The organism is Ekhidna sp. (genome assembly GCF_039940915.1).
Classification (GTDB): domain Bacteria; phylum Bacteroidota; class Bacteroidia; order Cytophagales; family Cyclobacteriaceae; genus Ekhidna.
On sequence record NZ_JBDVFO010000002.1, the window covers coordinates 243,996 to 270,606 of the forward strand.

Genomic DNA, 26,611 nt, shown 5'->3' on the forward strand with positions numbered 1-26,611 from the left:
AAGGTGCATATACCTAAAATTTGATTAGTGAAATTGACTATTTATAGATAATCAATCATAAGTGGCTAGCGTTAAAATTTAACACTGATTCCTCTATGGATCATCATGAGTTATGCATTCAAGATTGATCTACGATCTTTTTGAATACCGGATCTCGAAAAGTGCCATTGTCAGTGATCATGGAATATTCAACTTCGCAGATGAGTTTGGGAGTCACCCAGATCGTCTTTTTTTCTTCATGCACTTCACTATCCAACACTTTCTCAGTAGCAAGTAAACTCGAAAATTGTTTTGTTAACGACTTAAGCAAAGCATCATCAAATCCAGTTCCAACTCTACCGCGATACACAAGCGATCCATCTTGTTCTTCTGCTAGCTGAAGCGAACCAAAGGAGTGTTCTCTTTCCCCCTCTCCTTTTGTGAATCCAATTATGAAGCAATCTTTGGTTTCTTTCACTTTCACCTTTATCCATGCATCACTTCGCTTCCCTGGAACATATTTTGCTTCTACTCTCTTAGCTACAATCCCTTCGATTCCATGTGCCTTGGTGGCTGCAAAGAGTGCTTTACCATCCTCTTCCGTTTGGCTGATGCGATAGTTGGTTTCACCAACCCTCAGTGAGTCAATGGTCCACCATCTGCGACGATCTTGTGGATCATTCATAAGTGACCTACCATCCAGATAAATGCAATCAAACAGATAGCAATAAGCGGGAGACCTTTTTGATTCGTAATCAAAATTCTTTTTGCTCATCAAACGTTTAATCACCTTCTTGAAATTAGCTCTCCCTTCCGAATCAAGGCATACTATCTCACTATCAAAAATGGCATTATTTATCCTGAAAGCCTGTTCTGGAACATTCAGCTCCGGAAATTGCTCAGTGATGTCATTCCCATTCCTGCTGTATATTTTTAACTGACCTTCGTTAAGGTAGATCAATGCCCGAATGCCGTCCCATTTTACTTCATAGTAATAATCCCCAATCGGAACTCGCTTTGAAGCATCAGCCAGCATGGGCTTCATCACTTGCTCCAGCAAGTTTTGCTGGGGTTCGTCCACGCGTTCGAGCAACCATTCCTTATTCTTCATTAAATGCATGCGGTACTCAGCAGTCAATTGCTTCCCGGACAGCCTAAAGTAAAATCCATTCTTTTTCTCTTTGGTTATCTCGTATCTGCCTGTGGCATACACCCACATCATGCCACCCCCGTACTCCCCTTTTGGAATTTCACCTTCAAAGGTTAAGTATTTCAAAGGATGGTCTTCGGTTTGCACGGCTAGCCTTTTTACCCCAGGAGCTGGAGGCATACCTCTCGGTATTGCCCATGATTTCAGCACACCATCTTGTTCAAGTCGTAGATCGTAATGTAAATGAGAGGCATGATGCCTCTGTATGCAAAATCGACTACCAGGCGCTTCATTTACTGAAACAAGGGGCTCTGGGGTTTTATTGAAGTCCCTCTTCTTTTCATAATCAGTCAGTTGATCCGGAGTTTTATGTCGTTCATTTGGTGGCAATTCTTTCGCGACTATGGCCCGCTTATCTGTATGCAATGGAACTGCCCAGCCACGAATTTGCTCCCATGCGTCCCCATTAGTCAACACTCTATTTAGTGTTGATTTAATATCCCATTTCGATAAATCTTCAAGCTCGTCGAGCTCCTCCCATGTGATAGGTGTTGAAGCGGTAGCGCCCTGCCTTCCACGTAGACTATAAGGACAAACAATGGTCTGAGAAGGTCTATTCCGATAGATATCTACAAGCACTCTTCCTTTTCGTGACTCCTTTTTAATGTGAAGGGTCGTGCGCTTGTCTTTGTTGATAAAGTCAGAAGCGATGAGCTTAGCCGTTTTAAAACATTCGTCAAAAGAATACCGAGCCTCAATGGGTGTAAGCAGGTGCAAGCCCTTACCTCCGGTAGTCTTCACAAACACGTGATAGTTATATCTCTCCAAATGCTCTTTGAGGCTAAAAGCAATATCCTTTAATTCATTTAGTGGGAAAGAGCCATCTTCAGGCGGGTCGAGATCATATACAATGTAGTCGGGTTTGTCGCTGTGTTCTGAAAAACTATGAATCTGGTGAATCTCCAGACAGGCCAAGTTGGCTAACCACACGAGTGTTGCTTCTTCTTTGGCTACTACATATTCCTTCTTTCTTTCCTGACCCAACCGTTTGTAATCTATCCAGTCCGGTGTCCAGTCAGGCCTGTGTTTTTGAAAGAACTGTTCCCCATAAATACCATCTGGATAGCGAACCAGTGACAGTGCACGGCCTCTGATGTGGTTGAGTATCGTAGGCGCAAGCTTTAGGTAATATTCAATGATCTCAGCTTTCACAATCGCATCCTCGGGGTATAGGACTTTATCCAAATTGGAAAGCTCTATTACCCGTTTTCCTACTTCCGCATGAATTTTCTTTTTTGCCATGACCGCACATAAATATACGTGAGTCATTCCTCATGTCACAGTTTTTTTGTTCGACGTATCTTCGCTCAATGAATGAAATGAGTGATGCTGCTGAGCTAGCTTCTAAATACGTAAACACGACCAACAGGCATATATTTCTGACAGGCAAGGCTGGAACGGGAAAAACCACCTTTCTCAGAAGCATTGTTTCAAGTACGTACAAAAATGCGGCAGTCGCCGCACCCACGGGAATTGCAGCAATCAATGCCGAAGGTGTCACATTGCATTCCCTTCTGCAACTCCCATTTGGAGTCTTTATCCCAGAGGATATTCCATTTTCTGATCGAAACATCCAAGTAAATACACCTTCCTCATTATTTAAAGATGCAAAGTTTGGAGCGCAGAAAAGGAAATTGATAAACGAACTGGAACTTCTCATCATTGATGAAGTGAGTATGCTCAGAGCAGATTTACTTGATTGCATTGACCATACACTTAGAAGGTTAAGAAAACGTCGGTTTGACCCGTTTGGAGGACTTCAAATACTGTTCATTGGTGATTTGATGCAGCTACCCCCTGTTGTGAGGAATGAGGAGGCCGGTCTGTTAAGAGAATTCTACCCATCACCCTACTTTTTTGAAGCGCGGGCACTGCAGGAGAATCCACCGATACGCGTTGAGTTAGACAAAGTATACCGACAGAGTGACCAGCATTTCATTGATCTTCTCAACCGCCTACGTCACAATGAATTAGCATATGAGGATGTGGCACTACTCAATGCTCACTTCCGTAGCAATACAGAGACTGATATGGAAGGATATATTCACCTCACTACTCACAATACCAAAGCAGATAAGATCAACGCTACTCGATTGGAAAACCTGGCTTCCAAATCCACGATTTTTCCTGCCAGCATAGAAGGTGATTTTTCTGAAAATGCCTACCCCAATGATTACAACTTAAAACTCAAAGAAGGTGCACAGGTAATGTTCATCAAAAATGACCCGTCGGGAAAAGGTCAATTTTTTAATGGTAAAATCGGAACTGTATCAAGTTTGAATGAGGGAATCAAAGTAGCTTTTGAAGACCATACTGAAGTAAATGTCGAGGAATATACTTGGGAAAATATCCGATACGTTTTAGAAAAAGATACCAAAGAAGTTGAAAAGAAAGTCATTGGCACCTTCAAACAGTACCCCCTAAAGTTGGCGTGGTCTGTTACTATTCATAAAAGTCAAGGGCTGACCTTTGATAAAGCAATTCTTGATCTGGAAGGAACATTTGCTGCTGGCCAACTTTATGTCGCCTTGTCCAGGCTTACATCCCTAGATGGACTGGTATTATCAAGTCTACTACCCGAGAGAGCTCCCACAATTGATGAACAGCTTAAGTACTACATCAGCAACTTTGAAGGCAAAGAAAAACTGCTGGAGCAATTCGAAAGGGATCAGTTTAGATTTTTGGGTGAATTTGCAGAGCAGGCATTTCTTTTTGATTCATTGATTAAGGACCTGGTTGATCATAAGAAGACTTTCAATAAAGATGAGAATCGTTCACTTAAACAAAAGCACCTTCCCTGGACCGAAGATCTCATCAATGATACCTTTTCGTTAAAAGAAGTAGGCGAAAATTTTCTTAGGCAATTGCGGAAAATTCTGCATGGTCAGGATCTTCATTTACTTGCCGAAAGAATGGCTAAGGCTTCCGATTATTTCAATGAAAAGATTTCGGATTTAATTGATCGTATTGTGAGTCAACATCGCACATTAAAGACGCAATCAGCCGCAAAGACCTATCGAGCTGAGTTGGTTGAATTGAAAGAAATGTTCTCCACCCAATTGCGTCAAATTCTTAAAATCAATCTGCTCACTCAACACATCAATGAAGGCGTGCCACTTACCAAAGACGCATTAAAACAGAATAGTCAATTCAAAGACCTCTCCAAAACCGCATCAAAAGATAAAACTCCAACCGCTGAAATTAGCTTTGAAATGTACAAAGAGGGCAAATCAATCAAAGTAATCGCTGAAGAACGTGGGCTTGTAGCAGGGACAATCGAAAGTCATCTTGCGCACTATGTTGAGAAAGGCCTCCTTGATGTAAACGATTTTTTGAAACCAACCAAGTTGAAAGCTATTATGAAATGCTTTGCTGAAGGCATGACGAAATCCAGTGAAATAAAGTCTGCACTACCCGACAGCTATACCTGGGGAGAAATTAAGATGGGGCTGGCCTTTGCTATCTCAAATGATCCACTCGATTGAATTCCTTCAAGTAAAAGGATTCTTTTCGATAGCCAAGCGTATAGTAGCCACAATTTTGATGTGGAAATCCATCCATATAGTTCAAAGGATAATTCAACGTCCAACAAAGCAATACCCTCAAAGCTCTTCCATGCATACAAATGAGTATGTTCTCCGCTTCAATACCTAAGACTTTTTGCATCGCTACTTTTTGCCTTTCCATCACTTGGATGGGATTTTCACCACCACCTACATTTAAATCAAGTTCGCCTTTCCTCCACCCGTTAACGGTATCAGCATAAAGGGATTTGGCTTCATACGAAGCGACCTGACCTTCCTGATTCCCCCAGCTTATTTCATCAAATCCTTCATGAGAAAAAGTAGGCGTGCCGTTAAGTGAAAATTGACCAACAGTTTCTTGCGTTCGCGTAAGAGCTGAAGTGAAAACCGCATCAAATGCAATGTGAGAGAGGTGCTCACCTGCTCTGCGAGCTTGTGCTATACCCTGTTCATTCAAAGATGCATTTACACCTCTACCTTGCACCATTCCTCTTTTATTAAAATCTGTTTCTCCGTGTCGAAGTATGTAAATGGTCTTGCTTTTCAAATCTGCTTTGTATTGGTTTGCTTAGAATAATGGCAAAAGAACGAATTTTCCCCGAATACCTGGAATTGGATGCAATCAATAGCATGTCAAAGGGATGTATGGTTGATCATCTAGGCATAGAATTTATCGAAATAGGTGATGATTATCTGGTGGCTACCATGCCCGTGGATCATCGAACAAAGCAGCCCATGGGTTTGTTGCATGGTGGAGCCTCAGTAGCTTTGGCCGAAACCATGGGTAGTGTTGGATCTACGGTAACCATAGATCTGAATAAACAATATGCGGTAGGTTTAGAAATCAATACGAACCACATCAAATCAGCAAAAAGTGGAAAGGTAACCGGAGTAGCCACCCCAGTTCATCTGGGACGTAGCACCCAAGTATGGGGTATCGAAATACGAAACAATGAAAATCAAATAGTGGCTGTTAGTAGAATTACTTTAGCCATTCTAGATAGAAAATAGTGATTGAGCTTCAAAAGACATTGGACATACTCCATAAGGATCAGTTGGTCAAAAAACTGGAGCTGGCCGGATATGCATTTGCAGCATGGAGAATGCCAAATACATCCCAAACTCAATTTATTGTTTCGTTAGACACCGCTGATAAAATTGACACTGTCGAATTGTCGGCACTTGGTTCAGGGTTTCTCGTGAATGAGTTTGAGGATAATCATCCAATAAGGCCCTACTTCATTGCAGCAGACATAATCATCCGCGACGATGAATTGTTGATAGATCCTAAAGTAACGTCATCAGCAATAGACAAATTTAAAGAAGCTATGGAGTCGACTTTCGACAAGGAAGAAGCACATGCAATTTCTTCGGTCGGTGATTTTCAGAGCAATTTTAATGATGCAGTAAGTGAAGCAGTACATCAAATCAAATCGGGTACGTTTGAAAAGATCGTATTGTCCCGATTTAAGGAGGAAGAAATCCCGGGCAATTTCTCTTCATGGGACTTCTTTCAGGATATTTCTGAAACGTATGCGAATGCATTCGTTAGTATAACGTTCGTACCATCCAAAGGTCTTTGGATTGGCGCTACTCCAGAGCTATTGCTTTCCAATAATAGCAATCGATTTAAAACGGTTTCATTGGCTGGAACAAAGACGTTGGACGGAGGACAAAACCTAAGTGAAATCGCGTGGACCCAGAAAGAAATTGAAGAGCAGGCTTTTGTCAGCAGATACATCATCAATTGCTTCAAGAAAATACGCTTGCGTGAGTTTCATGAACATGGTCCTAAGACTATTCAGGCTGGAAGCTTAGCTCACTTGAAAACAGAGTTTGTGGTGAACTATGATGAATTGGCTTTCGAAAATTTAGCCGATCAAATGCTAGAGCTCCTCCATCCCACCTCGGCGGTTTGTGGCATGCCCATTGAAAACACGAAACCATGGATTCGCGAAAAAGAGCATTATGATCGAGGATTTTATGCAGGTTTCCTGGGACCCGTCAACTTCGGCAACTCCACAGACTTATTTGTGAACTTGCGATGCATGAAAGTTGAAAACAACGCCATCCGCTTCTTCGCTGGAGCGGGAATAACAGAGGACTCCATCCCTCAGAAAGAATTCGAGGAAACAGAGATGAAAATTGATGTGTTAAAATCACATTTGAAGCAATGATACTAGATATGACAAATCAGGTGGGAATGATTTTAGGAGGCTTCTTTTGGCTAGCCGTTGTGCTATGGATTTGGGCTTTGATTGATATTTTTAGGTTAAGTAAAAACAGCCATGAAAGTCCTGGATCATGGTTACTACTCATTATACTCTTTCCGGTTCTTGGTTCAATTTTGTTTTTCCAAATTGGAAAAAGACGCATGAAAAATAGTCGGAAGGAATTTAGGTCAAAATTCAACCCTGATTTCAATAAGAATTAGTGCTTCACCCTACCGTTTTTAATACAGCACAAATTTGCAGTCAGCTCGGAGTAAAACATGCCGTGATGTCCCCTGGCTCAAGGAATGCACCACTTACTATTTCGTTTGCCCGACACCAAGAAATTCAAAAATGGATCATTCCTGATGAGCGATCAGCAGGATTTGTTGCTTTGGGAATTGCTCAGGAAAGTAAGTCTCCAGTGGTACTCTGCTGCACAAGTGGTACCGCACTGCTTAACTACGCACCTGCCATTGCTGAAGCATACTACCGAGAGATTCCGCTCATTGTGCTGTCAGCAGATAGACCACCTGAGCTCATTGATCAGCGAGACGGACAAACCATTCGTCAATTTGGAGCGCTGAGCAATCATGTAAAGAAGTCCATCCAACTTCCAATCATTGATTCAGAACAAAACTCAACCCTCTATTCCAATTTGTTGGTAGAAGCATTGAACGAGAGTTTATTGTTGCCCGCTGGACCTGTTCATGTGAACATACCTTTTGCTGAGCCATTCTATCCTGAAGAAAACAGCTCTTTTACTTATAAAAAACTAGCCCTTACAAAAGTGGAATCGGCATCCATTGAGCATGAAGAAGTTGCGATTGACTTAAAGGAATACCGTAAAGTTTTAATCCTTATCGGCCAAAATCCTAACGATCAACAATTGGAAGAAGTGCTAAAAAAATTCTCAAGCATTCCAATTGTGAAGTTTCCACTCAACAACCTATCTAAGGGGATTGATCATGTAGATCTATTCATCGATGAACAACAGGACTTAAGGCCAGACCTACTGATTACCAGTGGCTTATCCGTCCTTTCTAAAAAGCTGAAGCTGTTCTTAAGAGCAAACAAACCACAAAAACATCTGCATTTTGATCCAGCCGGTGTACCGGTTGATACGTTTGCAACCAGTCCTGAGGTAATAAGGAGTTCTGTGGATCACTTTCTGAAGAACCATGAATTTACCAATCTAGATTCAGGGTTTATTGATGCATGGAAATCTTACGAACAAAAAACAAAACATGCATTGGCAGAATTCCAGAGTCAAAGTGAATTTTCGGAAACAGGGGTAGCAAAGATGATATTGGATGTGGTTCCAAAAAATTCAAATCTTCATTTAAGCAATTCGATGCCTGTTCGTTATGCGGATATGTTTGGTGTGGGGGAAGCTGTTGAGTGTTTCAGCAACAGAGGTACAAGTGGCATAGATGGTTGTACATCTACAGCCGTAGGTAGTTCGCTGATTTCTGACAAGTTGAACATTCTTATTACTGGAGATTTAGCCTTTCTCTACGATCGCAATGCCTTCTTTCACAATTACCATACACCAAACCTTAGAGTCATTGTATTGAACAACCAAGGGGGTGGCATTTTCAGGTTAATACCTGGTCCTTCGAAGCTGCCCGAGCTTGAAGAGTACTTTGAAACAAGACATAATAGAACGGCTGAATATATTTGTGCTGAGAACAGTTTGCTGTATTTCAGGTCAGAAGATTTTAGCAACCTGGAAAATGATTTGTCGACATTTTTTTTGCCAGCAAGTTCAGCAAAAGTTTTAGAGGTTTTCAGCAATCCTGAAACTAACCAACGCGTCTATAAAGATTTAAAAAAATACATAAATGAGCGAATCAAAGATTGAATGGATTTCCGCCGAAGGGTTTGAAGATATCACGTATAAAAAGTGCGGCAAAGTAGCGCGCATAGCATTTAATAGACCTGAAGTAAGAAATGCATTTAGACCCAAAACGGTGGGCGAACTATACAAAGCATTTCATGATGCCAGAGAAGACGTGAATATCGGAGTGGTTCTGCTCAGTGGTGAGGGCCCTTCTCAAAAGGATGGCGGCTGGGCATTTTGTAGCGGTGGTGATCAAAATGCACGCGGACATCAAGGGTATGTGGATGATGATGGGATGCCACGATTAAACATTCTTGAAGTTCAGCGACTGATTCGTTTCATGCCTAAGGTAGTGATTGCCGTGGTACCTGGATGGGCTGTAGGCGGAGGGCATAGTCTACATACGGTTTGTGATCTTACACTTGCCAGTGAGGAACACGCCATTTTTAAGCAAACTGATGCTGACGTCACAAGCTTTGATGGTGGTTATGGTTCCGCATATCTGGCAAAAATGGTGGGGCAAAAACGTGCACGAGAAATATTCTTTCTAGGGCGTAACTATTCTGCTAAGGAAGCTTTCGAAATGGGAATGGTGAATGCCGTAATACCGCATGACAAACTTGAAAGTGAAGCTTTTCAATGGGCACAGGAAATTTTGGCTAAGTCCCCAACTTCCATCAAAATGCTAAAATTTGCCTTTAACCTGACCGATGATGGAATGGTAGGACAGCAAGTCTTTGCAGGTGAGGCTACCAGATTGGCCTACATGACAGATGAAGCAAAAGAAGGGAGAAACGCTTTCTTGGAGAAAAGAAAACCAAACTTCAGCGATATCAAGTGGATTCCTTGAGGAGATGAAAAGTAAAATGGGGTGTCACTAGCACCCCTTTCCTTTCAATATTGCTTTTCCGTTTGAATATTCATACTCGATATCGAATGTTCGAGCAATAATCTCGAGGGCATCTTTTGCTTTTTTCTTGTTGAATTTTGCCGTAAGCCTACACTCTTTGAACGCTGGGTTTTCAAATGTCACTTCGATTCCGTAAACATCCTCGATCACCTTTTTCACCTCATCCATGCTTGACTCGTTAAACGTAATCAATTTGGTTTTCCAAGCGAGGTAGTTCAGGTTTTCGTTGTTCTTTTTGATTATTCCTTTATTTGAGTCCGTAATCAATCCCATCTCACCCTTAGCAAGTTTTACGGAAACTACTTCAGTTCCAGTAAGGCCCTTGGACAGCTCCACAAGGCCGGACTCAACACATACTTCAGTTTTTGAACCATAGGCGTCAACCACGAAAGAGGTTCCTAAAACCTGAACCTTTGCATTATTGGTATGTATGATGAAAGGTCTTGATTCGTCTCGTTCAATGTCAAAGTAAGCTTTACCCTCTACTCTCACTTCTCTTTTGGATTCGCTCAATGATATGACCTCCAAGGTAGAGTTTCCGTGAAGAGCGACAATGCTCCCATCCGATAGCTCTTTATTCACGTAACCCGAATCGACTGAATTCTGATTAAGAATAAACAATAAGGAAATTGCCAAAACCAACACCGCTGCACTTGCATACTTCACCCAATTTTGTAAAATAAAAGGCACATTCTTTCCTTCAGGCTTATTCAAAATTGTATTCAATATTTCTGATGGAGCCGGTGTTTGAGGCTCAGACATCAACCATGCAGATTTAGTGTCTAAAAACACTTCTGCATTAGATTTAGATTCTGATCTCCAGCTTTCAACCAAGGATATTTCGTCATCACTTGCATTGCCAGAAAAATATTTTGCTAGTACTTCTTCCATTTTCTTCTTATCGTCTGGTTCTTAACAACTTACAGCTATCTCCCCCCTATATTTTTTTTATAAATTATCAATTTTAGGATCGTAATTAACAGGAACAAGATCGGCGGTTCTCTCCCACGCCCAATATCCATAGGTAGTGAGTCCAAATCTATCCAAAACTTCGCCGGATAAATCAAGCCTGACAGAGCTCTTAAGTAATTTAATAATTGAGATTTGCCTTCCGGGTTCCTTCCTCAAATGGCCATCAGATGTGAGTAAGTTTGAGTAAATGATCCCTACTGACTCGCTATTCAATAGAAAATCCATGCTTTCCTTTTCCTTTCGATACTCAATCGCCAGAAAGTTTTTGAAATCGAGCCTGTAGTGATCCCCTTTAAATACAATAATATCAGATGCTTCGAGCTCGTTTTCTTTCTTTATTTTAAAATTTTCCAGGTTCTTAACTTCGAAGATTCTAAAACCTTCTTTTTTCAATTCTCCATTAAGCAATGACCTCTTGAAATGATTGAATGACCCATAGTAGCTAATCCTTCTGTTTTTTTGCCACTCGCGCTTTTCACTTCTGCTTAAAGGCTTGAGGTTTCTAAATCGAATATTGCCTCGAAATCTTAAATCTGACTCATCTTTTTTAAAGGACTCCAGGAAGTAGCTCACTCGATAACCTAGTGCATCATTTCTTATTTGAAGCGGATACTGCGAAAAAGCGCGCAGCGATTTACTGTCTTCATCGTACGAAAAATTTAGTGCTTCAGGGTTCTCTATGACACATTTTTTAGCATGCTGCGATATGCCCAATAATTCCTCATTGAAAACGGTATAATACTGTTGCCAGCCAGTTCCCCTACGATCGATTCGATTAGAAATAACCTCGACTTCTTCTAGCTGACCTAAATCAAGCTCCATTTGATGACTTTGTATTCGCGCACCGCCGCTATTTTCAGAGATTTGATAAATGGCATTTTTGTATCCTACATGTGAGAAAACAATATCGTAAAAGCCTGGAGGAATGGACTCCAATTTATAATTTCCATCTATGTCACTGGACACTCCTATGGTAGTTCCATCCAAGAAAACATTGACATTATTCAGTGCCTCTCCATCTTCATTGTAAACAGTACCTGAGATCGAAAACAAATTCTTCTTTTTAACAACCCTCTCGACTGGCTTATAATTGAGAATGATTTGATCTTTAAAGAATGAGTATTGAAGGCCCGTTCCCAGGAGTAATCGAGCTAAGAATTGATCTATTGGAGTGTTTTCAGCTGAAATTGAATAGAGACTTCCTTTGGGCAATAAATCTGAATTGTAGCTGAAAAAATAATTGGTCTGGGCACTCAGGCTATCAAAAATCAATTCCAGGGGAGCATTTGAAAATGAACCTGTGACCAGGTCATTCTTGCGATTTTGAGAAAAACCATAGCTTAAGACCAAAGATAGAACTACTACTATGCTAGCTCGCATCTCTGAGGTTTTTAAGGTCTTTAAGGCTTTCCCGTAGGACTTTAAGCGCCTTTCCCATCTGCACTTCCACTGTTTTGACAGATATCCCGAGGTGATCGGCTATTTCCTGATATTTCAAACCTTCAAATCGACTTAGCTTAAAAATCTCAGCACATCTTGGTGGCAATTTGTCAATTTCGTCGCTGATTCTATTTTTTAATCCATTCGGATCTTCTTCGTTAAACTCATTCTGATAAGAAGACTCCATCACATGAATCACGTGTTGTTTGTATCCATCTTTTACCTTCTCATGTTTTATGGAATTGAGGCAGGAGTTGTGTACTGATCGATAGAGGTAGCTTTTAATGGACGAATCCTCTGAAAGTGTGTCGCATTTTTCCCAAAATTTCACAAAGACTTCCTGGGCTACCTCTTCGGCCTCTTCGCGTGTATCCATGAAGCGAGTAGCATACATAACCATGATATTGTAGTATTGGTTAAATACCAGTTCGAAAGCCCGCTTATCTTTGTGTATTAACCGTTGTACAATTTCCTCTTCGTTTTCCAAGCGCAGTGATTATAAAATCTAAAAATTTCGTCCTAAAGTTAGAAGAAATTCTAAAAGAAAATCTTCCGACGAAAAGATATAACGAACATGAAAAGTTTGTGTTGAATATAATTAGGCGCTGGCATAGCTCAGAACAATATTTTACACATCAAACTTCTGGTTCGACCGGGACACCCAAGAAAATTAAGATTAGCAGAAGTAAAATTGTTTCAAGCGCGAAAGCGACCCTTTCGTCCATCGATCCTGAAAATCAAATAAAAACCTCACTCCTGTGCATTAGCGCAGCACATATTGGTGGAGCAATGGTCGTATACCGGAGCTTGATCTTCGAGCATGATTTAACCATAGTAGCACCCTCGGCAAGTCCAATGGACGAATTAGGAGGTGAGGCTTTTGATCTTGTATCGTTCGTTCCCATGCAGTTTAACAAACTGAGTCCTACGGATTTAAATTGTTTCCGAACAGTCCTTATCGGAGGAGCTCCCATTGAAGTCAGGAAGGTCAAAACCACGGCTAAAATCTACTCGACATTTGGAATGACGGAAACCGTATCTCATATCGCCCTACGTCCCATTGGTGAAGAGTTATTTACAACCACGGGAGATACAAAAGTTGCTATTGGCGATGAAGGCGGCCTGATGATAAATGGCTCAATAACAGATAATAAATGGCTAAAAACCAACGATTTAGTCTCGATTATCTCCAATAATTCTTTTAAATGGATCGGACGCATGGATTTCGTGATTAACTCCGGCGGATTGAAAATACATCCTGAGAAAGTCGAGCAGCAATTATCAGACAAAGTCAAGGGCGATATCATGATTAGTTCCCTTCCAGATGGGCAACTGGGGAGTAAAGTCATTCTACTGTCTAGTGGTCAAGAAGAGGCGATTGATTTCGGAGAATTAGAAAAATATCAAGCTCCTAAAGCATGCTACTTCAACCAGCAGATTTTCAAAACATCTTCAGGCAAACTCGATCGTCTGAAGACGCAAGAACATTTCAAAAACACCTTATGAAAACAACTATTTCATATCAAAATCAACTACTTCCTCCTCCGTATGCATATGCCGCCGTACTGCAAATTGAAATGTCTCAGGAAAATGCTTATGCCCAATTTGACCTTGAATATCTTGGGCGTGAGAGTGTCTCTGACGATGAACTCAAGTCTGAAGGATTCACACGGGCCGATGACTTTTCCTGGAAAGGAGAAATAAGCAATGCATGGAAGGAAGACATTGATTCATTTGAGCAGTACTCATATGATGATGAACCAAATGAAGCCACTTATCTTCATATTGAATCAAATGGCGAGTCGAAAGGATTCCCAACGGACATCAAAAAAGCCGAGGTAATTTTTCATGAACTGATGCAGGCCATTTTAGAAAAGAGCAAACTGGAATCCCCTCTCTACCTAGAGTCTTGTATTGAAGGAACGGTTCATCGGATCAAATGGAGGTTTTCAGAACGGATGATTGAATTGAATGACACACGTAGTAGAAATTGGGAAGTCGGAAGAGAGCTTCTCAATGTCATCTATAGCATCGATTATGAAACTCAAAAGCCTGCGAAAGGGCTTAAGAAAAATAGCATAAACCTAGGTGACGGATTGTGGTATGAATTAAAAAAAGGTCGCGTTTCTCAAGAAATTAATCGGCTAATTGACGCACTAATCAGCTAAGTATAGCCCCATTGGTACTTGCTATTTAGAGGTGAAAAATGTATCTTGAAAGAGATTAACATCTATTTCAACCTTTAACCCAACCGTATGAAAAGCTTAGGATTTATTGGAAAACTCATGTATGCCGGACCCATGGCAATGTTTGGTATTTTTCACATGATGGGCGCCAATGATATGACAGGCATGGTACCTGATTTTTTACCCGCCCCTATATTTTTTGTTTATCTCACAGGACTGGCTCTTATTTTAGCAGCTGTAGCCATAATTATTGGTAAGAAAGCAAAGTTGGCAGCACAACTTCTGGGACTTATGCTAGCGTTGTTTGCAGTATTAATTCATTTATCTGGTTTTTTGAGTCAAGATCCAATAAGTTCGTCCATGTTTTTGAAAGATTTAGCCCTTGCGGGCGGTGCATGGTTTATGAGTGCTCACCTTTCAGATTAAGAAAAACCTTGCCCTAGATTCTAGTGTAAGTATGAAGAGAGACCCTGATGTATTTCATCAGGGTTTTTTTAAAACAAACTATAACTCCCCCCTTTTCTAAAATGAGCGGTGCTCAGTGGTTCAAAAACGTGATCACCAAAATATTTACGCTTGCTTACCTCGAAGAGCTTTCTAATTATTTCAGATATTTTGCCTTCGCCCTTAATGCGTCTGTCATATTCCGTATCATTTACGTTTCCACCATGTAGATTTTTAATCTGACTCCAAACCTTATCTGCCCTGTCCGGAAAGTTCTTACTTAACCAATCCTTAAAAATTGTAGCTACCTGCCCATTGAGTCTCACAACCGTATAGCTTGCAAAGCTCGCACCAGCGTCCGCTGAGCTTTTGAGTATCATCGGAATTTCGTGGTGATTGAGACCTGGAATAAGTGGAGCATTCATTACGCCTACAGGTATGCCTTCTTTTGCCAGCTTTTCCATTGCCCGCAGTTTTTTGGTTGCGCTTGCTGTTCTGGGTTCTAGCTTTTGTCGCAGCTTTTCATCGAGTGAAGTAATCGAAAATATGACATGAACCAGATTACTATCCGCTAACTCTTTAAGTATATCAACATCCCGTGTCACCAATGCATTTTTAGTAATAATTCCAACTGGATTTTTATACTTATTAAAAACAGTCAATAGTTTTCTTGTAAGCTCAAATTTTCGCTCTATTGGCTGATAGCAATCTGTATTGCCACTCAGCATAATGGTACGTGGCTTATATGATGATTTAAGAAATTCGGCCTCCAGAAGCTTGGGTGCATCTGGTTTCACAATCAACTTAGTCTCAAAATCCAGTCCGGCACTAAATCCCCAGTACTCGTGCGAATTTCTCGCATAACAATACACACACCCATGCTCACAGCCTTGATAAGGATTGATAGAAGCGGACATACCAATATCCGGGCTTGAATTGGTCGAGATTATCCTCTTTGGCGTTTCCTTAAAAAGCTCAATGGCTGGCTTATCCAAAAGAAATTCTTCATCTAGCCCATCATAATCAATGGCCTCTATCCTTTGCTCTGAAAACTTGTTCGCAACATTGATTTGAGCACCTTTTCCTTTTAAATAATCCATTCAATAAAATTACTAATATTTTTAGTAATTCATTTCATGATCTTCTGATTCTTGAAAAAGTATAGGCAGAAACTAAACCCACTATCGCGCCCATCAAATGAGACTCCCAGCTTATACGTTCATCCAGCGAGAACAAGCCAGTGGCCATGCTTCCGTAGGAGAAGATGACGATGGCGCTGATAATGACCGATTTAAAATTACGTTTGAATAAACCATAAAAAACAAGAAATGAAGCAAGCGCATAAATCAGCCCACTGGCTCCAATGTGGTAAAATGGTCTGCCAAAAAACCAAACCAAAGCATTCGTAAAGAAATAAGCCTGTAGGAATACGCGCAATGCAATCTTGGGGAAGAAAAAGAACAGGCTCCCACCCAGTACCAAAAGCGGAATTGTATTGGACATGAGGTGATTAAAATTTCCATGGAGTAAAGGTGCCATCACCACGCCAATCAAACCCGTAAGAGATCTTGGGTAGATACCCAGGTATCCCAAATCCACCTCTAAATAAAATTCAATGGTGAACACAAGCCACATGAAGAAGCAGAGCCTGAGCGGTGGTACAATTCCTGACTTGTGCATAAGGGGAAATTAAGCAAATATCATCTGATAAAAATTTGATTGTAAAACGGACACCATTAGTGACAATAATTGATTTCTCCTATTTAGACACTTCATTAACATTATCAAAAGATAACCTTTTGTACACCTGCATTTTTCATTAAGAAATCAAAACTATGGTGTGCTTTGCCCAGCACCACAAAGTCATAGCATTCAGTCCTGTGATGGGATGGGAAATTATCAAATAATTAAAACAAACGATGAAAGGAAAAAAAACATTCTCAAAATTATTAGCAGTCTGCTTTGTAGTAGGCGCATTTTTAACAAGTTGCGGAAGCGATGACAATAGTGCTGTTGTAAAAAACATTGATGGCTACATGTTTGCATTGCTGAGAGATATAAATGAAGATGGCACAACAGCAACTACAGATACTCATCCATATGCTGTCATGGATTTCAATCCGTATTCAGAAGATTTCGGAGCAATTATCAATCAGAAAGAAGGCCAGCTTGGTCATCATGCGTACATCAGCCCGGTAAATGGTCAGATATATGTTTCACTCGCTGATGACATGGCCAGAAGGGTTCATGTTCAAGTTACTGATGGCACTCCAGTGGTTCATCACCTGGAGACTCCCCTGGCTGATGAAGGTATGCGGGTTGGAGAAGACATCTTCTGGTTCAAAGAAAACGGTCAAGATCGTTTTGCCGTGACTTCACTGGCTGGAGATGATTCAGAATCGAACGGCGGAGGCATTGTTGTATACAATGCAAATACAGATGCAGTGGTCCGAGTCATCAAAGATGGTCACAAATACACGCATGGAATTTCAATGCTGGACAACTCTACAACTGCTTTAGTTACTGAAGTGATTCATGAAGACATTGCCATCAGCGGATCTCCGGCTGTTATAGCTGAGAATATTGGACAATTTGCCCGTCTGGTTGATTTGGCTACAGGATCAACCATTGAGAGTTATGATCTAGGTACAATCCCAGCAGGTCCAATTGCAGGCTTTGGAGTCTCACCTGTCGAATCTCTCATCTTGAGAGGAAGTATACATCCAGCGTTTGAGGGTAACGAGAAGGCCTTAGTGATGAATATGCTTGCAGGAGATATCAGGGTTGCGGATTGGAATGATACGGATGGAAAGTTTGGAGAGTTCACATCAAAATTTTCACCAGGAGCAAGCGATAGCTGGGGATATTTCGGACTGGAATTTTATGCAACAAATGATTCCGATGAAGCTGACGGAAAAGCAAAGCTATACGTCACCTATGCGCAAAAAGTCATTACATTCGATCTGGCTACTCTCGCCAATACTGGTGAGTTGGTAAAAACAAGTGTAGAATTTGATACGAAGACATGTGCACATCATCTCGCATTTTATGATGTAACGAATCCTGAAACAGGAGAAACTGTACCTGTTTTGATTGTTCAACAAAATCTACTGAATCTAGGTCAAGAAGCATTCAATACTCCGTTCCCTCTTGACATCTCTCTCGGATCGCACGAAGTAACGGCCTTTAACAGAGCTACAGGAGAACAGATTAAAACAGTGAACATCCAAGCAAAGCATGGATATGGAATCGAGTTTGTGGGTGGCTTAGACGAAGACGCCTATCCGCATCACCATTAAACATTGAATTCGAGCAGGCGACTAAGGGTCGTCTGCTTTTTCTTGACAAATCACAATGCCTAAAGCTTTCAGACATCCATACATTCTGCTCATAGGAGTCTTGCTACTCACTTTTTGTAAAGAAGAGGATACTATTGTGGCCACACCTTATGAACTAAACACTCCCTTTAATTTTGGCTTTTATGATATTCCTGAAGACAATCCTCTGACAGAAGAAGGTGTGCAACTTGGCCGTAGATTGTTTTATGATAAGCTTTTATCAAAAGATCAGTCGATATCATGCGCCAGTTGTCATCAACAAAATCTTGCCTTTACAGATGGGAAGAAGCTGGCGCTGGGAATCAATGGCTCGCAGATTCCTAGAAACAGTATGTCAATCGCTAATTTGCTTTGGAGCAATCGTTTCTTTTGGGATGGTCGTGCAATAAGCTTGGAGGATCAAGCACTGCAGCCAATTGAAAACCCTGCCGAAATGGGATTGCCCATCGAAGAGGCAGTACAAAGGTTGAGAGCAAGTAGCGAATATCGAGCACTATTCTTTAACACTTTTGGCACTCACAACCTTGACAAAGAACACATAGCCAAAGCGCTAGCTCAATTTCAGAGGACGCTGATCTCCCAAGATTCTAGATACGACGTATTTCTCACCAGTGGCAAAGGGTTTACTGAGCAAGAATTGCATGGCTTGAATTTATTTTTCACACATCCCGACACTAAATCCGGAGTTCGGGGAGCCAACTGTTTCGACTGTCACAGAAACATACTAACTGATGGATTTCCTTCAGGATTTGATGGCTTCAGAAACAATGGACTGGACAACCCAAACAATTTGAAAGATGGATTGATGAAGGTGACAAAGAGCGAATCGGATAAAGGCAAGATGAAGGTTCCAACGCTTAGGAATATAGCATTGACATCCCCCTACATGCACGACGGTCGTTTCGAAACACTGGAAGAGGTACTCAGTCACTACAATGAAGGAGTCAAGGAAAGCAAAACTCTGGATCCTTTGATAAGAAACGCGACCAATATTGAAGGCATTCATGATGAAGTTAAGCTTGGCTTAACCGACCAAGAAATAGCAGCCGTCATTGCCTTTTTAAAAACTTTAACAGATCAAAAATTCATACAAAATGAGGATTTCTCCGATCCATTTGAAAATCAAGATTGATGCAATAGTTCTTATTCTTTTTGCATCTCTCTGCTCCTGCGATTCTAGTGAAAATAATCATCAACAGGCGTTGACACTAAATTTTGATGCGGCGATTGGAAATCAGCGGTTTCATACGGGTGAAATTTTTGAAGCTCCAGTAGGCTCGGGTACATTTAGAATTGAACGCTTTAAGCTATACATCAGCAACCTCATACTCACAAATGTCGATGGAGAAGACTACCTAGTTCCAAATAGTTATCATTTACTGGATTTCTCTGAGCCAAGCCTACAGGTAGACATTCCAAATGTTCCAGTTGATAACTACAATCGTCTTTCATTTATGATTGGGGTAGATGAAGTGTCTAACAAGTCCATTGATCATGTAGGTGATCTTGACCCCACCAATGATATGGTTTGGAACTGGAATGTCGGATACAAATTTCTACTGTTAGAAGGTAATTATTTCCCAAGCGAATCTAACGAGACAATTGGACTGGTGTACCACATTGGTTTTGATGAAAATACAAGAAGGCTGGAATATGAAATCAAAGAGAAAAGTCCTTCTTACTCCTTCAGGTTGAATGTGAATTCCCTATTCGATAGTCAACATCAAATTGATTTCAATGAACTATCAAACATCACTTTCTCAAAAGCTGATGCAAGAAAGGTGGCAGATAACTACAGCGATGGATTTATTCAAATGGAATAGGTCAATTGTGCTCCTCTTCCTTTGCTCATGTTGTTCATATAAGGAAGAACACGCGATCAATCGGGAATATCCCATAGCAAATGAACAAGCTGCCATTGAATTGGGGAAGAAGCTTTTCTTCGACCCAATGCTATCAGCCAATCAAGAGGTTTCATGTGCAACGTGCCATCAGCCATCCAAGTCATTTACCGATGGCCTCAAAACCACAACTTTAGGTGTTACAGGAAAATCATTGGGGATCAATACCCCCACGCTTCTTAATCTTGATCAAAGTCAATTCTTCTTTTTTGATGGTGGAAGTTCTGATCTGGCATCTACGGTTTTCAATCCTTTGACGCATCCTGATGAGATGGCCAATGACATGTCATCTCTTCTCGAGTACTTAACGAGCGATTCAAGTTATCATTCAAAATTTGAGTCAGCATTTAACACCGACACATTGGTTACCTCAATGCTTTTGAAGAGTATAGCCAGATACATAGAAACACTTCAATCTTCTAACTCACGTTTTGACGCATATCTAAATGGAGATATCGCATTACTTCAAGGTGAACAAATGGGATGGTTTTATTTCCAGAAAAGGTCATGTAATCGGTGTCACATTCCTCCGCTATTTTTTGACAACAAATTTCACAGGGAATCTTCCCTCACTTTCTCAATCAAGGGTGAGTTCAAACTTGGTGATAAAGCGCTTGGGCGATTTAATATTTCTCAAGACACCATGGATATTGGAAAGTTCAAAACACCTACACTTAGAAATCTGATTTTCACCTCACCTTACATGCACGATGGAAGGTACCCTAGCCTAAGTATGGTCTTGGATAATCACCCTGTCCAATTAAATGAGGCGGAGAAACAAAAAAAAATGACTGATTTCGAAAAATCAGTCATCATAAAATTTCTATATAGTCTAACCGACTCTACAGTGCTCGAGTAATCAGCCTATCTCTTTAATCATCTTAAGCTCCATCAACTTTGATTCTTCATAACTAACAGAGAGGTATCCTAAAACACCTCCTGATGCTTCTGCTATCTTCTTAGCTAAATCTTTCAAACTTGCATGGTACTTCACAGCAAAGTTCTTATCAATCTTTGGTAAGATGAAGTTCAACTTTCTCAGTTCTGTAGTGATGGCGGAGATTCTCTCGTCAGTTCCTGATGGAAGTTGATCAATTAGTTTATTGAAGTGATCTTCAAACTGCTCACCTACCAACTTATAAAACTCATGTAGTTGCTCTCTTGATCTGCTTTGCTTACTTCTGGCTACTTCAATCGCTTCTTTACGCTCAGATTTGTCAATTTTACCGTCTGCTCCGGCAATCAAAATAGCTACATATACAGGAGCTTGAAGCAATACTTGGATTTCGTCTTCTCTTAATGGTTCAAATTCTGGGATCATTCCTTTGGGATTTCAAATTTTCGGCTCGAAAATACGAAATTATTTCCGCGGAAAAGCTGACATCATACCTAAATTTTGGTATGTTTTTTACCTAGATGCTATTACTTTTAACATTCGGATTAAGCGAATTATGGAAAAAATCGATTTTACCTACCTGGAAGTATTAAGTGAAGATGATGAGGACTTCAAAGCAGAATTCATTGAAACCTTTGAAACGACCTACAAATCTTTAACTGAAAAGATGGAGAATGAACTGGCGGCAAACGATATGGACAACCTTGCCAAGTCGGCTCATCAACTAAAACCTTCTGCCAAAATGATACAGCTTTCGTGCGCTGAGACGCTTGAGGAAATACAACATAATCCTGAAAAAGCAACCAGCGACTCCCTTGCAGCCATACATGCACAATGTGAAGATGCCGTAAAGCAGTTGAAAGATTGGGCTAACCTTTAATCGGCAGCTTAATTTTTTCACCCAGGTATTTAGGCTTACGCTGCAAAATATAAAGATCAAGGACTGCAACGGTTCTTGCCAGAACTTCTCGCAACGCAAGCATATTGCCAATTGGACCGCCATCATCAGCTGAGACGGCAATCGCTTCCATTCCAAAATACCTGGCAATGAATAAAGACCGATAGCAATGGAATTCTTGTGTGACTATTGTCACCTCATTTTGGCCAAATACTTCATTGCATCTCACCACCGAGTCTAGCGTCCTCAGGCCAGCAAAGTCTAATGATATGTCTTCTTCAGGAATGTTGAGATCACCCAAGGCTTGTAGCATATCGCGTGGTTCATTGTAATACTTAGTCCGGTTGTCACCACTCACAAGTATATGCTTCACCTTATCCAGCGAATGGAGTGTTGCTGCAGTATTCATACGTTCTACAAAAAATCGATTGGGCTTACCTTCTGTCGTTTTTTTGCTCGTTCCGAGTACCAATGCCACTGCATTATCGGGAACGTCCGAAGCATCATAGATATAGCTCTTAGTGGACTGGACTACCCAGATATTTGAACCCAAAACGAAAAGAAACAAACTGATGCCCAACCCAATAATTATTCTTATCAACTTCTTCACCCTACTCATATGCCACTCCTTTCGCCTTCAAAATGAGGTCTGCTTCGCGTACAATCTTTCGGTACCATTGAGCACGTAAATCCAATTTTTCCTTCTTGGAAAGTTCTGGCCATTGGCCGAGGCGAGACTTTAATACGGTTATGCAAATAGCCGCACTGACCGACAAGTTGAAACTTTCCGTGAATCCATTCATTGGAATATGAACAAAGCCGTCGGCCTTCCCCCCCACTTCGGGAGTAATCCCATCCGATTCAGTACCAAAAACAATGGCTGTTTTCTGATTAGGATCTATGTCATAGATGGACCTTGATGTCTCTTCCAAAGAAGTCGCATATATTTGATAGCCATCCTTCCTTAGTGAGTCAAAACACTCCGCCACATTGTCTTCCGCCTGATCATGATGATGCATGTTCACCCATTTGGCTGCTCCCTGAGTTATGATCGGATTGACTTCATAGCTATTCTTATTCTTGATGAAATGTAAATCCTGAATGCCCATGCATTCTGCCGTTCGAAGTACCGCACTTACATTGTGCGGTTTATCGATATCCTCAAAAACTAAGGTTAAATGCCTGGTTCGAAGCTGAAGAACCCGTTCGATGTGGGCTTGTTTATTTTCAGAAACAAACTCCTCCAGCACTTCAATTATGGCGTTGGCATTCATCACTCTTTTTTCTCACCAAAAAGCCCCAATTGGTTCTCCTCTTCTTCAACTTCCGATTGAATGGTGCTCTTGATTGCTTCAAGGTCAACTTTGGGTTCTTCTTTGGGTTTTTCGTCTTTGATCAAATCAACAGATATTACCTGCTGAACAGGAAGCTTGTTGCCAATGGCTTTCCATCCTTTTATATCGATCAAGCTCATCAGGTCAAGCTTCTTCTTCTCGTGCTTCCTGCCTTCTTTATACGTTACTTCAACATCCGTTTCTATCCCCTTAGAGATGAAAATAAGCTTAGAACTGCGTGTTTCGGTTACAAATGGAAATTTCTTGTTCGGTGTATTCGTTTCGATAATGAAACGCTTTACAAAGTAATTCTTCGAATCCCCGTCATAGTGTATTGCATTGAACGAAGCATCCTGATCTAATTTGTAAATACCCATTACATTGTTGAAGTCGTAATGGTTGGTCAGCTCAAAAGAAGTTGTCTCGTAGCTACCATCTTTATAAAAGGCCACTATTTGATCTTCTGACATAAAGTTTCCAAGCGAATCACCGCGCTCTTCCCGGTTCAATCGACCGACCGTTGGATCATACCATATATCCACACCTCCAAGTGTTGATTTACCTTCTTCTTTCAGCACCACTTTTCTTACCGGGTGTTTGGTCAGGATATTGCCACCAGCACCACGACCTTTGATTTCAATCTCAGAGAAATCGAAATCAAAAATTTTCTTACGTGCTTTGCTTGCTTGCGTTAGAGAAACGGTTACAAGTTCTGCTTCTCCATTTGGATTTGCAGTGAAGTAATGCACCTTCCCTTTGCCTCCTTTAGTCAATTCATACGCCCGATCTCTTGTTACAGAAAGCACCTGAAAACGCTTCACATAGGAATTTCCTGACTTGGCATCCACATACGCCATGTTGTAAACCATGCGTTCATCATTCTTCTTGAACACACCCACATGCAAGATGTCTTTACCTACAAATGTTTTGTCCTGAATCTTGGTAACAACGCATTTACCATCTCTCGTAAACGCGATGATGTCATCAATGTCAGAACAGTCGCTCACAAATTCATCTTTCTTCAACCCATAGCCGACAAATCCATCCTGTCTGTTAACATATAGCTTGGCATTGTTGGCTGCAACTACGGTTACATTGATGGTGTCGAAGTTTGTGATCTCTGTTTTACGCTCCCTTCCTTTTCCATACTTCTCCAACAGGTTTTGATAGTAAGCAATTGCATAATCTGTCAGGTTATCCAGGCTATGATCTACTTTCGCTATTTGATCGGTCAAGTCTTGCATTAGTGCATCAACCTTGCTTGTATCAAAGCGTGTAATGCTGCTCAATGGCTTATCTATGAGTCGTTTATAGTCTTCATTGGTTATCTCTCGATAGAACATATCGAAAAATGGAGTAAACAATGTATTCAAGACCTCATAGCATTTCTGAAGGTCTCCAGAGTTCTCATAATCAGGATGCTTATACATCCCTTCATTGATGAAGATTTTAAGCAGGTTACTAAAGAAGATCTTTTCTTTCAGCTCTGCTTTCTCTATTTCCAGCTCCTGGCGCAGCAGATCTACGGTTTGATCTACGGACTGCTTCAGAATCTCAGATATGCCCAAAAACATGGGCTTATCAGCTACAATCACGCAGGCGTTTGGAGAAATAGATACCTCACAGTCGGTAAATGCATACAGCGCATCCATGGTGATATCAGGAGATGTTCCTGATGCCAGGCTGACCAAAACCTCAATGTCTTTGGCTGTATTGTCTACTACCTGCTTGATCTTGATTTTTCCTTTATCGTTGGCTTTGACGATGGATTCAATTAATGAAGTGGTCGTCGTTCCATACGGTATGTCTTTGATTACCAATGTCGACTTATCTCGCTCTTCTATGGTAGCTCTCACGCGTACTTTTCCGCCACGTTTCCCATCGTTGTAATCCGTAACATCGATTTTGCCACCTGTAAGGAAATCCGGATAAAGTTGAACTTTTTTGCCCTTCAACGTGGCAATACATCCATCAAGAATTTCGCAGAAGTTGTGAGGCAACATCTTGGTGGAGAGTCCTACGGCAATTCCCTCTACTCCTTGTGCCAATAGCAAAGGAAACTTTACGGGGAATGTTACTGGTTCTTTCTTTCTGCCATCGTAGGAAAGTTGCCAATTGGTCGTTTGTGGATTGAAGATGACTTCAAGCGCAAATTTGGACAGGCGAGCTTCAATGTATCTAGCTGCCGCTGCTGAGTCGCCAGTTCGGACGTCTCCCCAGTTACCTTGCGTATCTATCAGCAGATCTTTTTGTCCGAGGTTCACAATGGCATCTCCAATGGATGCATCTCCATGTGGGTGATATTGCATGGCGCTTCCAATGATGTTGGCCACTTTGTTGTAACGACCATCATCCATCTCTTTCATGGCGTGCAGTATCCGGCGCTGCACTGGCTTCAATCCATCATTGATTGCAGGAACGGCTCGTTCCAGAATTACATATGATGCATAATCCAGAAACCAATTCTCATACATTCCGGATATCGGAATGACGTCTCGTATTTCGTCCTCTTTTTCGTGTTCTTCTCCCATTTAAAAACAATATTGACTCATTAGGTAATACCCAATGACAATTAAAACTGAGACTAGATTTCCCGTAAGGAAATAGTCATTTGAAATTTTATCATCGTCCTTCAGACGTGTTGCTATTTTTAATGCGCCAAAAAAAGCCATGCCTTGAGGTAGATTCACCAATAGAATGATGTACAAAAAGCCCCTTTCCAGTGCTCCCCTCAAAACGCTACTCAGTGTCAGCGATTTCTTAAACATTTTGGTAACAAGGAAAAAAATTCCCATCGCTACCAATTCTCCCACCACATAGATGGCACTATAGTAAAGGTGCTTATCCATCTATCAGTTCGTGAATTAGTTCTTTACACAATAAATACTCATCTATGGCCAGACTCTTTCTTCTTCGCCAAAGCGATGAATCATCCTTTTGCTGAATCTTCGCTAGTGCTTTATAATCATGCCCTTGCAAAAATCCAGAAACCGTGCTTCTATCTTTCGGATGCCACCCATCAATGAAATGCTGCGTGATCTTCATCATCTTATTGATTTGATCACTCGCCGCTATTGAAATCAAAAAGCGCCCGTTCTCCTTCTTCATCTCGTTCAGCATCTTTCGTGCATCCGTCAGACCAGGACCTAACATCTCGTACGCTTTGTCCTCATTGATCGGCGTTTCTACCTCACCTTCATTCAAGACATATCGCAGCTTAAAATCGAACTCTTCTTCAAGAATGTATTCCTCCATCGCCAGAATGATATCTATTCCTCTGGATGCGGATGACACGATTCCTTGAAATTCATCTCCCAAGGTGATGGTCAGTGGAGACTCAATGGAGTCACCATATATCATATTGGTCCACTTTACCAACGCCTGAAAGTCCGACATCAATGCCTTACTGTCCTTTTCGTGACTGCTCACGATATCCGCCATTAGTATGAACCTATTCATTCGTCAATTTTACAAAACTCAATTTATTGCGTTTTTTTTACAAAAAATCATTTTTTGCATAATTATTA

Annotated in this window: 27 protein-coding genes; 14 read left to right on the plus strand and 13 right to left on the minus strand. The window is 41.0% G+C overall.

What is annotated here, in order from left to right; all coding sequences use genetic code 11:
- Nucleotides 1-118: 118 nt before the first annotated feature.
- The gene (gene ligD / locus ABJF57_RS06320) at nt 119-2,431 is read right to left on the minus strand and encodes a non-homologous end-joining DNA ligase (protein ID WP_462233482.1); all 2,313 of its coding nucleotides are present in this window, start codon (nt 2,429-2,431) and stop codon (nt 119-121) included.
- Nucleotides 2,432-2,499: 68 nt separating this feature from the next.
- Here ligD and ABJF57_RS06325 point away from each other — a divergent pair, with 68 nt between their 5' ends.
- Complete coding sequence (locus tag ABJF57_RS06325; RefSeq protein WP_462233484.1) at nt 2,500-4,674, plus strand: helix-turn-helix domain-containing protein; 2,175 nt, start codon at nt 2,500-2,502, stop codon at nt 4,672-4,674.
- Here the strand turns inward: ABJF57_RS06325 and ABJF57_RS06330 are convergent.
- A complete protein-coding gene (locus ABJF57_RS06330; RefSeq protein ID WP_462233486.1) occupies nt 4,649-5,260 on the minus strand; it encodes a histidine phosphatase family protein in 612 nt (203 codons plus the stop codon). The genes ABJF57_RS06325 and ABJF57_RS06330 overlap by 26 nt on opposite strands.
- 29 nt (nt 5,261-5,289) lie before the next feature.
- On the opposite strand from ABJF57_RS06330, the gene ABJF57_RS06335 reads away from it, so the two are divergent.
- The 5 genes from ABJF57_RS06335 to ABJF57_RS06355 are packed head-to-tail and all read left to right on the plus strand — an operon-like array spanning nt 5,290 to nt 9,616.
- Nucleotides 5,290-5,724 (plus strand): hotdog fold thioesterase, encoded by a 435-nt coding sequence (locus ABJF57_RS06335; RefSeq protein WP_462233487.1) that lies wholly within the window; start codon nt 5,290-5,292, stop codon nt 5,722-5,724.
- Complete coding sequence (locus tag ABJF57_RS06340; RefSeq protein ID WP_462233489.1) at nt 5,724-6,890, plus strand: chorismate-binding protein; 1,167 nt, start codon at nt 5,724-5,726, stop codon at nt 6,888-6,890. Before ABJF57_RS06335 ends, ABJF57_RS06340 begins: the two co-directional genes overlap by 1 nt.
- Before the next feature lie 26 nt (nt 6,891-6,916).
- The gene (locus tag ABJF57_RS06345; protein ID WP_462234848.1) at nt 6,917-7,147 is read left to right on the plus strand and encodes a PLDc N-terminal domain-containing protein; all 231 of its coding nucleotides are present in this window, start codon (nt 6,917-6,919) and stop codon (nt 7,145-7,147) included.
- Complete coding sequence (menD, locus tag ABJF57_RS06350) at nt 7,147-8,787, plus strand: 2-succinyl-5-enolpyruvyl-6-hydroxy-3-cyclohexene-1-carboxylic-acid synthase (protein ID WP_462233491.1); 1,641 nt, start codon at nt 7,147-7,149, stop codon at nt 8,785-8,787. The genes ABJF57_RS06345 and menD overlap by 1 nt, the downstream gene beginning before the upstream one ends.
- Complete coding sequence (locus ABJF57_RS06355) at nt 8,768-9,616, plus strand: 1,4-dihydroxy-2-naphthoyl-CoA synthase (protein WP_462233493.1); 849 nt, start codon at nt 8,768-8,770, stop codon at nt 9,614-9,616. Before menD ends, ABJF57_RS06355 begins: the two co-directional genes overlap by 20 nt.
- 27 nt (nt 9,617-9,643) lie before the next feature.
- Here the strand turns inward: ABJF57_RS06355 and ABJF57_RS06360 are convergent, their stop codons facing one another.
- Genes ABJF57_RS06360 through ABJF57_RS06370 form a run of 3 tightly spaced genes read right to left on the minus strand, consistent with a single transcriptional unit; the run spans nt 9,644 to nt 12,575 of the window.
- Nucleotides 9,644-10,567 (minus strand): FecR family protein, encoded by a 924-nt coding sequence (locus tag ABJF57_RS06360; RefSeq protein ID WP_462233495.1) that lies wholly within the window; start codon nt 10,565-10,567, stop codon nt 9,644-9,646.
- 57 nt (nt 10,568-10,624) lie between these two features.
- Nucleotides 10,625-12,028, minus strand: coding sequence for a carboxypeptidase-like regulatory domain-containing protein (locus tag ABJF57_RS06365; RefSeq protein ID WP_462233496.1), 1,404 nt, complete (start codon nt 12,026-12,028; stop codon nt 10,625-10,627).
- Nucleotides 12,018-12,575 (minus strand): RNA polymerase sigma-70 factor, encoded by a 558-nt coding sequence (locus ABJF57_RS06370; RefSeq protein WP_462233498.1) that lies wholly within the window; start codon nt 12,573-12,575, stop codon nt 12,018-12,020. The genes ABJF57_RS06365 and ABJF57_RS06370 overlap by 11 nt, the downstream gene beginning before the upstream one ends.
- 101 nt (nt 12,576-12,676) lie before the next feature.
- Here ABJF57_RS06370 and ABJF57_RS06375 point away from each other — a divergent pair, with 101 nt between their 5' ends.
- From ABJF57_RS06375 to ABJF57_RS06385, 3 genes are all read left to right on the plus strand, one after another.
- Nucleotides 12,677-13,594: an AMP-binding protein gene (locus tag ABJF57_RS06375; RefSeq protein WP_462233500.1), complete on the plus strand. Its 918-nt coding sequence runs from the start codon at nt 12,677-12,679 to the stop codon at nt 13,592-13,594.
- Nucleotides 13,591-14,256, plus strand: a complete 666-nt coding sequence (locus ABJF57_RS06380) for a hypothetical protein (protein ID WP_462233501.1) — start codon at nt 13,591-13,593, stop codon at nt 14,254-14,256. Before ABJF57_RS06375 ends, ABJF57_RS06380 begins: the two co-directional genes overlap by 4 nt.
- Before the next feature lie 87 nt (nt 14,257-14,343).
- Nucleotides 14,344-14,700, plus strand: a complete 357-nt coding sequence (locus ABJF57_RS06385; protein WP_462233503.1) for a DoxX family protein — start codon at nt 14,344-14,346, stop codon at nt 14,698-14,700.
- A gap of 68 nt (nt 14,701-14,768) precedes the next feature.
- Here the strand turns inward: ABJF57_RS06385 and ABJF57_RS06390 are convergent, their stop codons facing one another.
- Both ABJF57_RS06390 and ABJF57_RS06395 read right to left on the minus strand, forming a co-directional pair.
- On the minus strand, nt 14,769-15,818 hold the full coding sequence (locus ABJF57_RS06390) for a PA0069 family radical SAM protein (RefSeq protein WP_462233505.1): 1,050 nt from the start codon (nt 15,816-15,818) through the stop codon (nt 14,769-14,771).
- 34 nt (nt 15,819-15,852) lie between these two features.
- On the minus strand, nt 15,853-16,398 hold the full coding sequence (locus ABJF57_RS06395) for a rhomboid family intramembrane serine protease (protein ID WP_462233506.1): 546 nt from the start codon (nt 16,396-16,398) through the stop codon (nt 15,853-15,855).
- Nucleotides 16,399-16,637: 239 nt separating this feature from the next.
- Between ABJF57_RS06395 and ABJF57_RS06400 the strand changes: the two genes are divergently transcribed.
- From ABJF57_RS06400 to ABJF57_RS06415, 4 genes are read left to right on the plus strand one after another with little or no spacing between them, the layout of a single operon-like run.
- On the plus strand, nt 16,638-18,017 hold the full coding sequence (locus tag ABJF57_RS06400; RefSeq protein ID WP_462233507.1) for a hypothetical protein: 1,380 nt from the start codon (nt 16,638-16,640) through the stop codon (nt 18,015-18,017).
- Nucleotides 18,018-18,072: 55 nt separating this feature from the next.
- Nucleotides 18,073-19,188, plus strand: coding sequence for a cytochrome-c peroxidase (locus ABJF57_RS06405; protein WP_462233509.1), 1,116 nt, complete (start codon nt 18,073-18,075; stop codon nt 19,186-19,188).
- Nucleotides 19,151-19,879 (plus strand): MbnP family protein, encoded by a 729-nt coding sequence (locus ABJF57_RS06410; RefSeq protein ID WP_462233511.1) that lies wholly within the window; start codon nt 19,151-19,153, stop codon nt 19,877-19,879. The genes ABJF57_RS06405 and ABJF57_RS06410 overlap by 38 nt, the downstream gene beginning before the upstream one ends.
- Nucleotides 19,794-20,816 carry a cytochrome-c peroxidase gene (locus ABJF57_RS06415; protein ID WP_462233513.1) on the plus strand — a complete coding sequence of 341 codons (1,023 nt, stop codon included), beginning with the start codon at nt 19,794-19,796 and terminating at the stop codon, nt 20,814-20,816. The genes ABJF57_RS06410 and ABJF57_RS06415 overlap by 86 nt, the downstream gene beginning before the upstream one ends.
- On the opposite strand, the gene ABJF57_RS06420 is transcribed toward ABJF57_RS06415, so the two are convergent.
- Entirely contained in the window at nt 20,817-21,278 is a 462-nt protein-coding gene (locus ABJF57_RS06420; protein WP_462233515.1) for a hypothetical protein, read from the minus strand.
- A 130-nt stretch (nt 21,279-21,408) separates the two neighbouring features.
- On the opposite strand from ABJF57_RS06420, the gene ABJF57_RS06425 reads away from it, so the two are divergent.
- Nucleotides 21,409-21,732, plus strand: a complete 324-nt coding sequence (locus ABJF57_RS06425; protein ID WP_462233517.1) for an Hpt domain-containing protein — start codon at nt 21,409-21,411, stop codon at nt 21,730-21,732.
- Here ABJF57_RS06425 and ABJF57_RS06430 read toward each other — a convergent pair.
- Genes ABJF57_RS06430 through ABJF57_RS06450 form a run of 5 tightly spaced genes read right to left on the minus strand, consistent with a single transcriptional unit; the run spans nt 21,722 to nt 26,543 of the window.
- The gene (locus ABJF57_RS06430; RefSeq protein ID WP_462233519.1) at nt 21,722-22,369 is read right to left on the minus strand and encodes a SanA/YdcF family protein; all 648 of its coding nucleotides are present in this window, start codon (nt 22,367-22,369) and stop codon (nt 21,722-21,724) included. The two genes, ABJF57_RS06425 and ABJF57_RS06430, sit on opposite strands and share 11 nt — an antisense overlap.
- A complete protein-coding gene (locus ABJF57_RS06435) occupies nt 22,362-23,024 on the minus strand; it encodes a TrmH family RNA methyltransferase (RefSeq protein ID WP_462233521.1) in 663 nt (220 codons plus the stop codon). The genes ABJF57_RS06430 and ABJF57_RS06435 overlap by 8 nt, the downstream gene beginning before the upstream one ends.
- Nucleotides 23,024-25,615, minus strand: coding sequence for a DNA gyrase/topoisomerase IV subunit A (locus ABJF57_RS06440; RefSeq protein ID WP_462233522.1), 2,592 nt, complete (start codon nt 25,613-25,615; stop codon nt 23,024-23,026). Before ABJF57_RS06440 ends, ABJF57_RS06435 begins: the two co-directional genes overlap by 1 nt.
- The gene (locus tag ABJF57_RS06445) at nt 25,616-25,933 is read right to left on the minus strand and encodes a hypothetical protein (protein ID WP_462233524.1); all 318 of its coding nucleotides are present in this window, start codon (nt 25,931-25,933) and stop codon (nt 25,616-25,618) included.
- The gene (locus ABJF57_RS06450) at nt 25,926-26,543 is read right to left on the minus strand and encodes a SatD family protein (RefSeq protein ID WP_462233525.1); all 618 of its coding nucleotides are present in this window, start codon (nt 26,541-26,543) and stop codon (nt 25,926-25,928) included. Before ABJF57_RS06450 ends, ABJF57_RS06445 begins: the two co-directional genes overlap by 8 nt.
- Nucleotides 26,544-26,611 lie beyond the last annotated feature (68 nt).

Bases quoted from the DNA above. Each gene is read 5' to 3' on its own strand.
- ligD (WP_462233482.1), bottom strand. From the start codon at position 2,431: ATGGCAAAAAAGAAAATTCATGCGGAAGTAGGAAAACGGGTAATAGAG.
- ABJF57_RS06325 (WP_462233484.1), top strand. From the start codon at position 2,500: ATGAATGAAATGAGTGATGCTGCTGAGCTAGCTTCTAAATACGTAAAC.
- ABJF57_RS06335 (WP_462233487.1), top strand. From the start codon at position 5,290: ATGGCAAAAGAACGAATTTTCCCCGAATACCTGGAATTGGATGCAATC.
- ABJF57_RS06345 (WP_462234848.1), top strand. From the start codon at position 6,917: ATGATTTTAGGAGGCTTCTTTTGGCTAGCCGTTGTGCTATGGATTTGG.
- ABJF57_RS06355 (WP_462233493.1), top strand. From the start codon at position 8,768: ATGAGCGAATCAAAGATTGAATGGATTTCCGCCGAAGGGTTTGAAGAT.
- ABJF57_RS06360 (WP_462233495.1), bottom strand. From the start codon at position 10,567: ATGGAAGAAGTACTAGCAAAATATTTTTCTGGCAATGCAAGTGATGAC.
- ABJF57_RS06365 (WP_462233496.1), bottom strand. From the start codon at position 12,028: ATGCGAGCTAGCATAGTAGTAGTTCTATCTTTGGTCTTAAGCTATGGT.
- ABJF57_RS06380 (WP_462233501.1), top strand. From the start codon at position 13,591: ATGAAAACAACTATTTCATATCAAAATCAACTACTTCCTCCTCCGTAT.
- ABJF57_RS06385 (WP_462233503.1), top strand. From the start codon at position 14,344: ATGAAAAGCTTAGGATTTATTGGAAAACTCATGTATGCCGGACCCATG.
- ABJF57_RS06390 (WP_462233505.1), bottom strand. From the start codon at position 15,818: ATGGATTATTTAAAAGGAAAAGGTGCTCAAATCAATGTTGCGAACAAG.
- ABJF57_RS06395 (WP_462233506.1), bottom strand. From the start codon at position 16,398: ATGCACAAGTCAGGAATTGTACCACCGCTCAGGCTCTGCTTCTTCATG.
- ABJF57_RS06400 (WP_462233507.1), top strand. From the start codon at position 16,638: ATGAAAGGAAAAAAAACATTCTCAAAATTATTAGCAGTCTGCTTTGTA.
- ABJF57_RS06405 (WP_462233509.1), top strand. From the start codon at position 18,073: ATGCCTAAAGCTTTCAGACATCCATACATTCTGCTCATAGGAGTCTTG.
- ABJF57_RS06410 (WP_462233511.1), top strand. From the start codon at position 19,151: ATGAGGATTTCTCCGATCCATTTGAAAATCAAGATTGATGCAATAGTT.
- ABJF57_RS06415 (WP_462233513.1), top strand. From the start codon at position 19,794: ATGAACTATCAAACATCACTTTCTCAAAAGCTGATGCAAGAAAGGTGG.
- ABJF57_RS06420 (WP_462233515.1), bottom strand. From the start codon at position 21,278: ATGATCCCAGAATTTGAACCATTAAGAGAAGACGAAATCCAAGTATTG.
- ABJF57_RS06425 (WP_462233517.1), top strand. From the start codon at position 21,409: ATGGAAAAAATCGATTTTACCTACCTGGAAGTATTAAGTGAAGATGAT.
- ABJF57_RS06430 (WP_462233519.1), bottom strand. From the start codon at position 22,369: ATGAGTAGGGTGAAGAAGTTGATAAGAATAATTATTGGGTTGGGCATC.
- ABJF57_RS06435 (WP_462233521.1), bottom strand. From the start codon at position 23,024: ATGAATGCCAACGCCATAATTGAAGTGCTGGAGGAGTTTGTTTCTGAA.
- ABJF57_RS06440 (WP_462233522.1), bottom strand. From the start codon at position 25,615: ATGGGAGAAGAACACGAAAAAGAGGACGAAATACGAGACGTCATTCCG.
- ABJF57_RS06445 (WP_462233524.1), bottom strand. From the start codon at position 25,933: ATGGATAAGCACCTTTACTATAGTGCCATCTATGTGGTGGGAGAATTG.
- ABJF57_RS06450 (WP_462233525.1), bottom strand. From the start codon at position 26,543: ATGAATAGGTTCATACTAATGGCGGATATCGTGAGCAGTCACGAAAAG.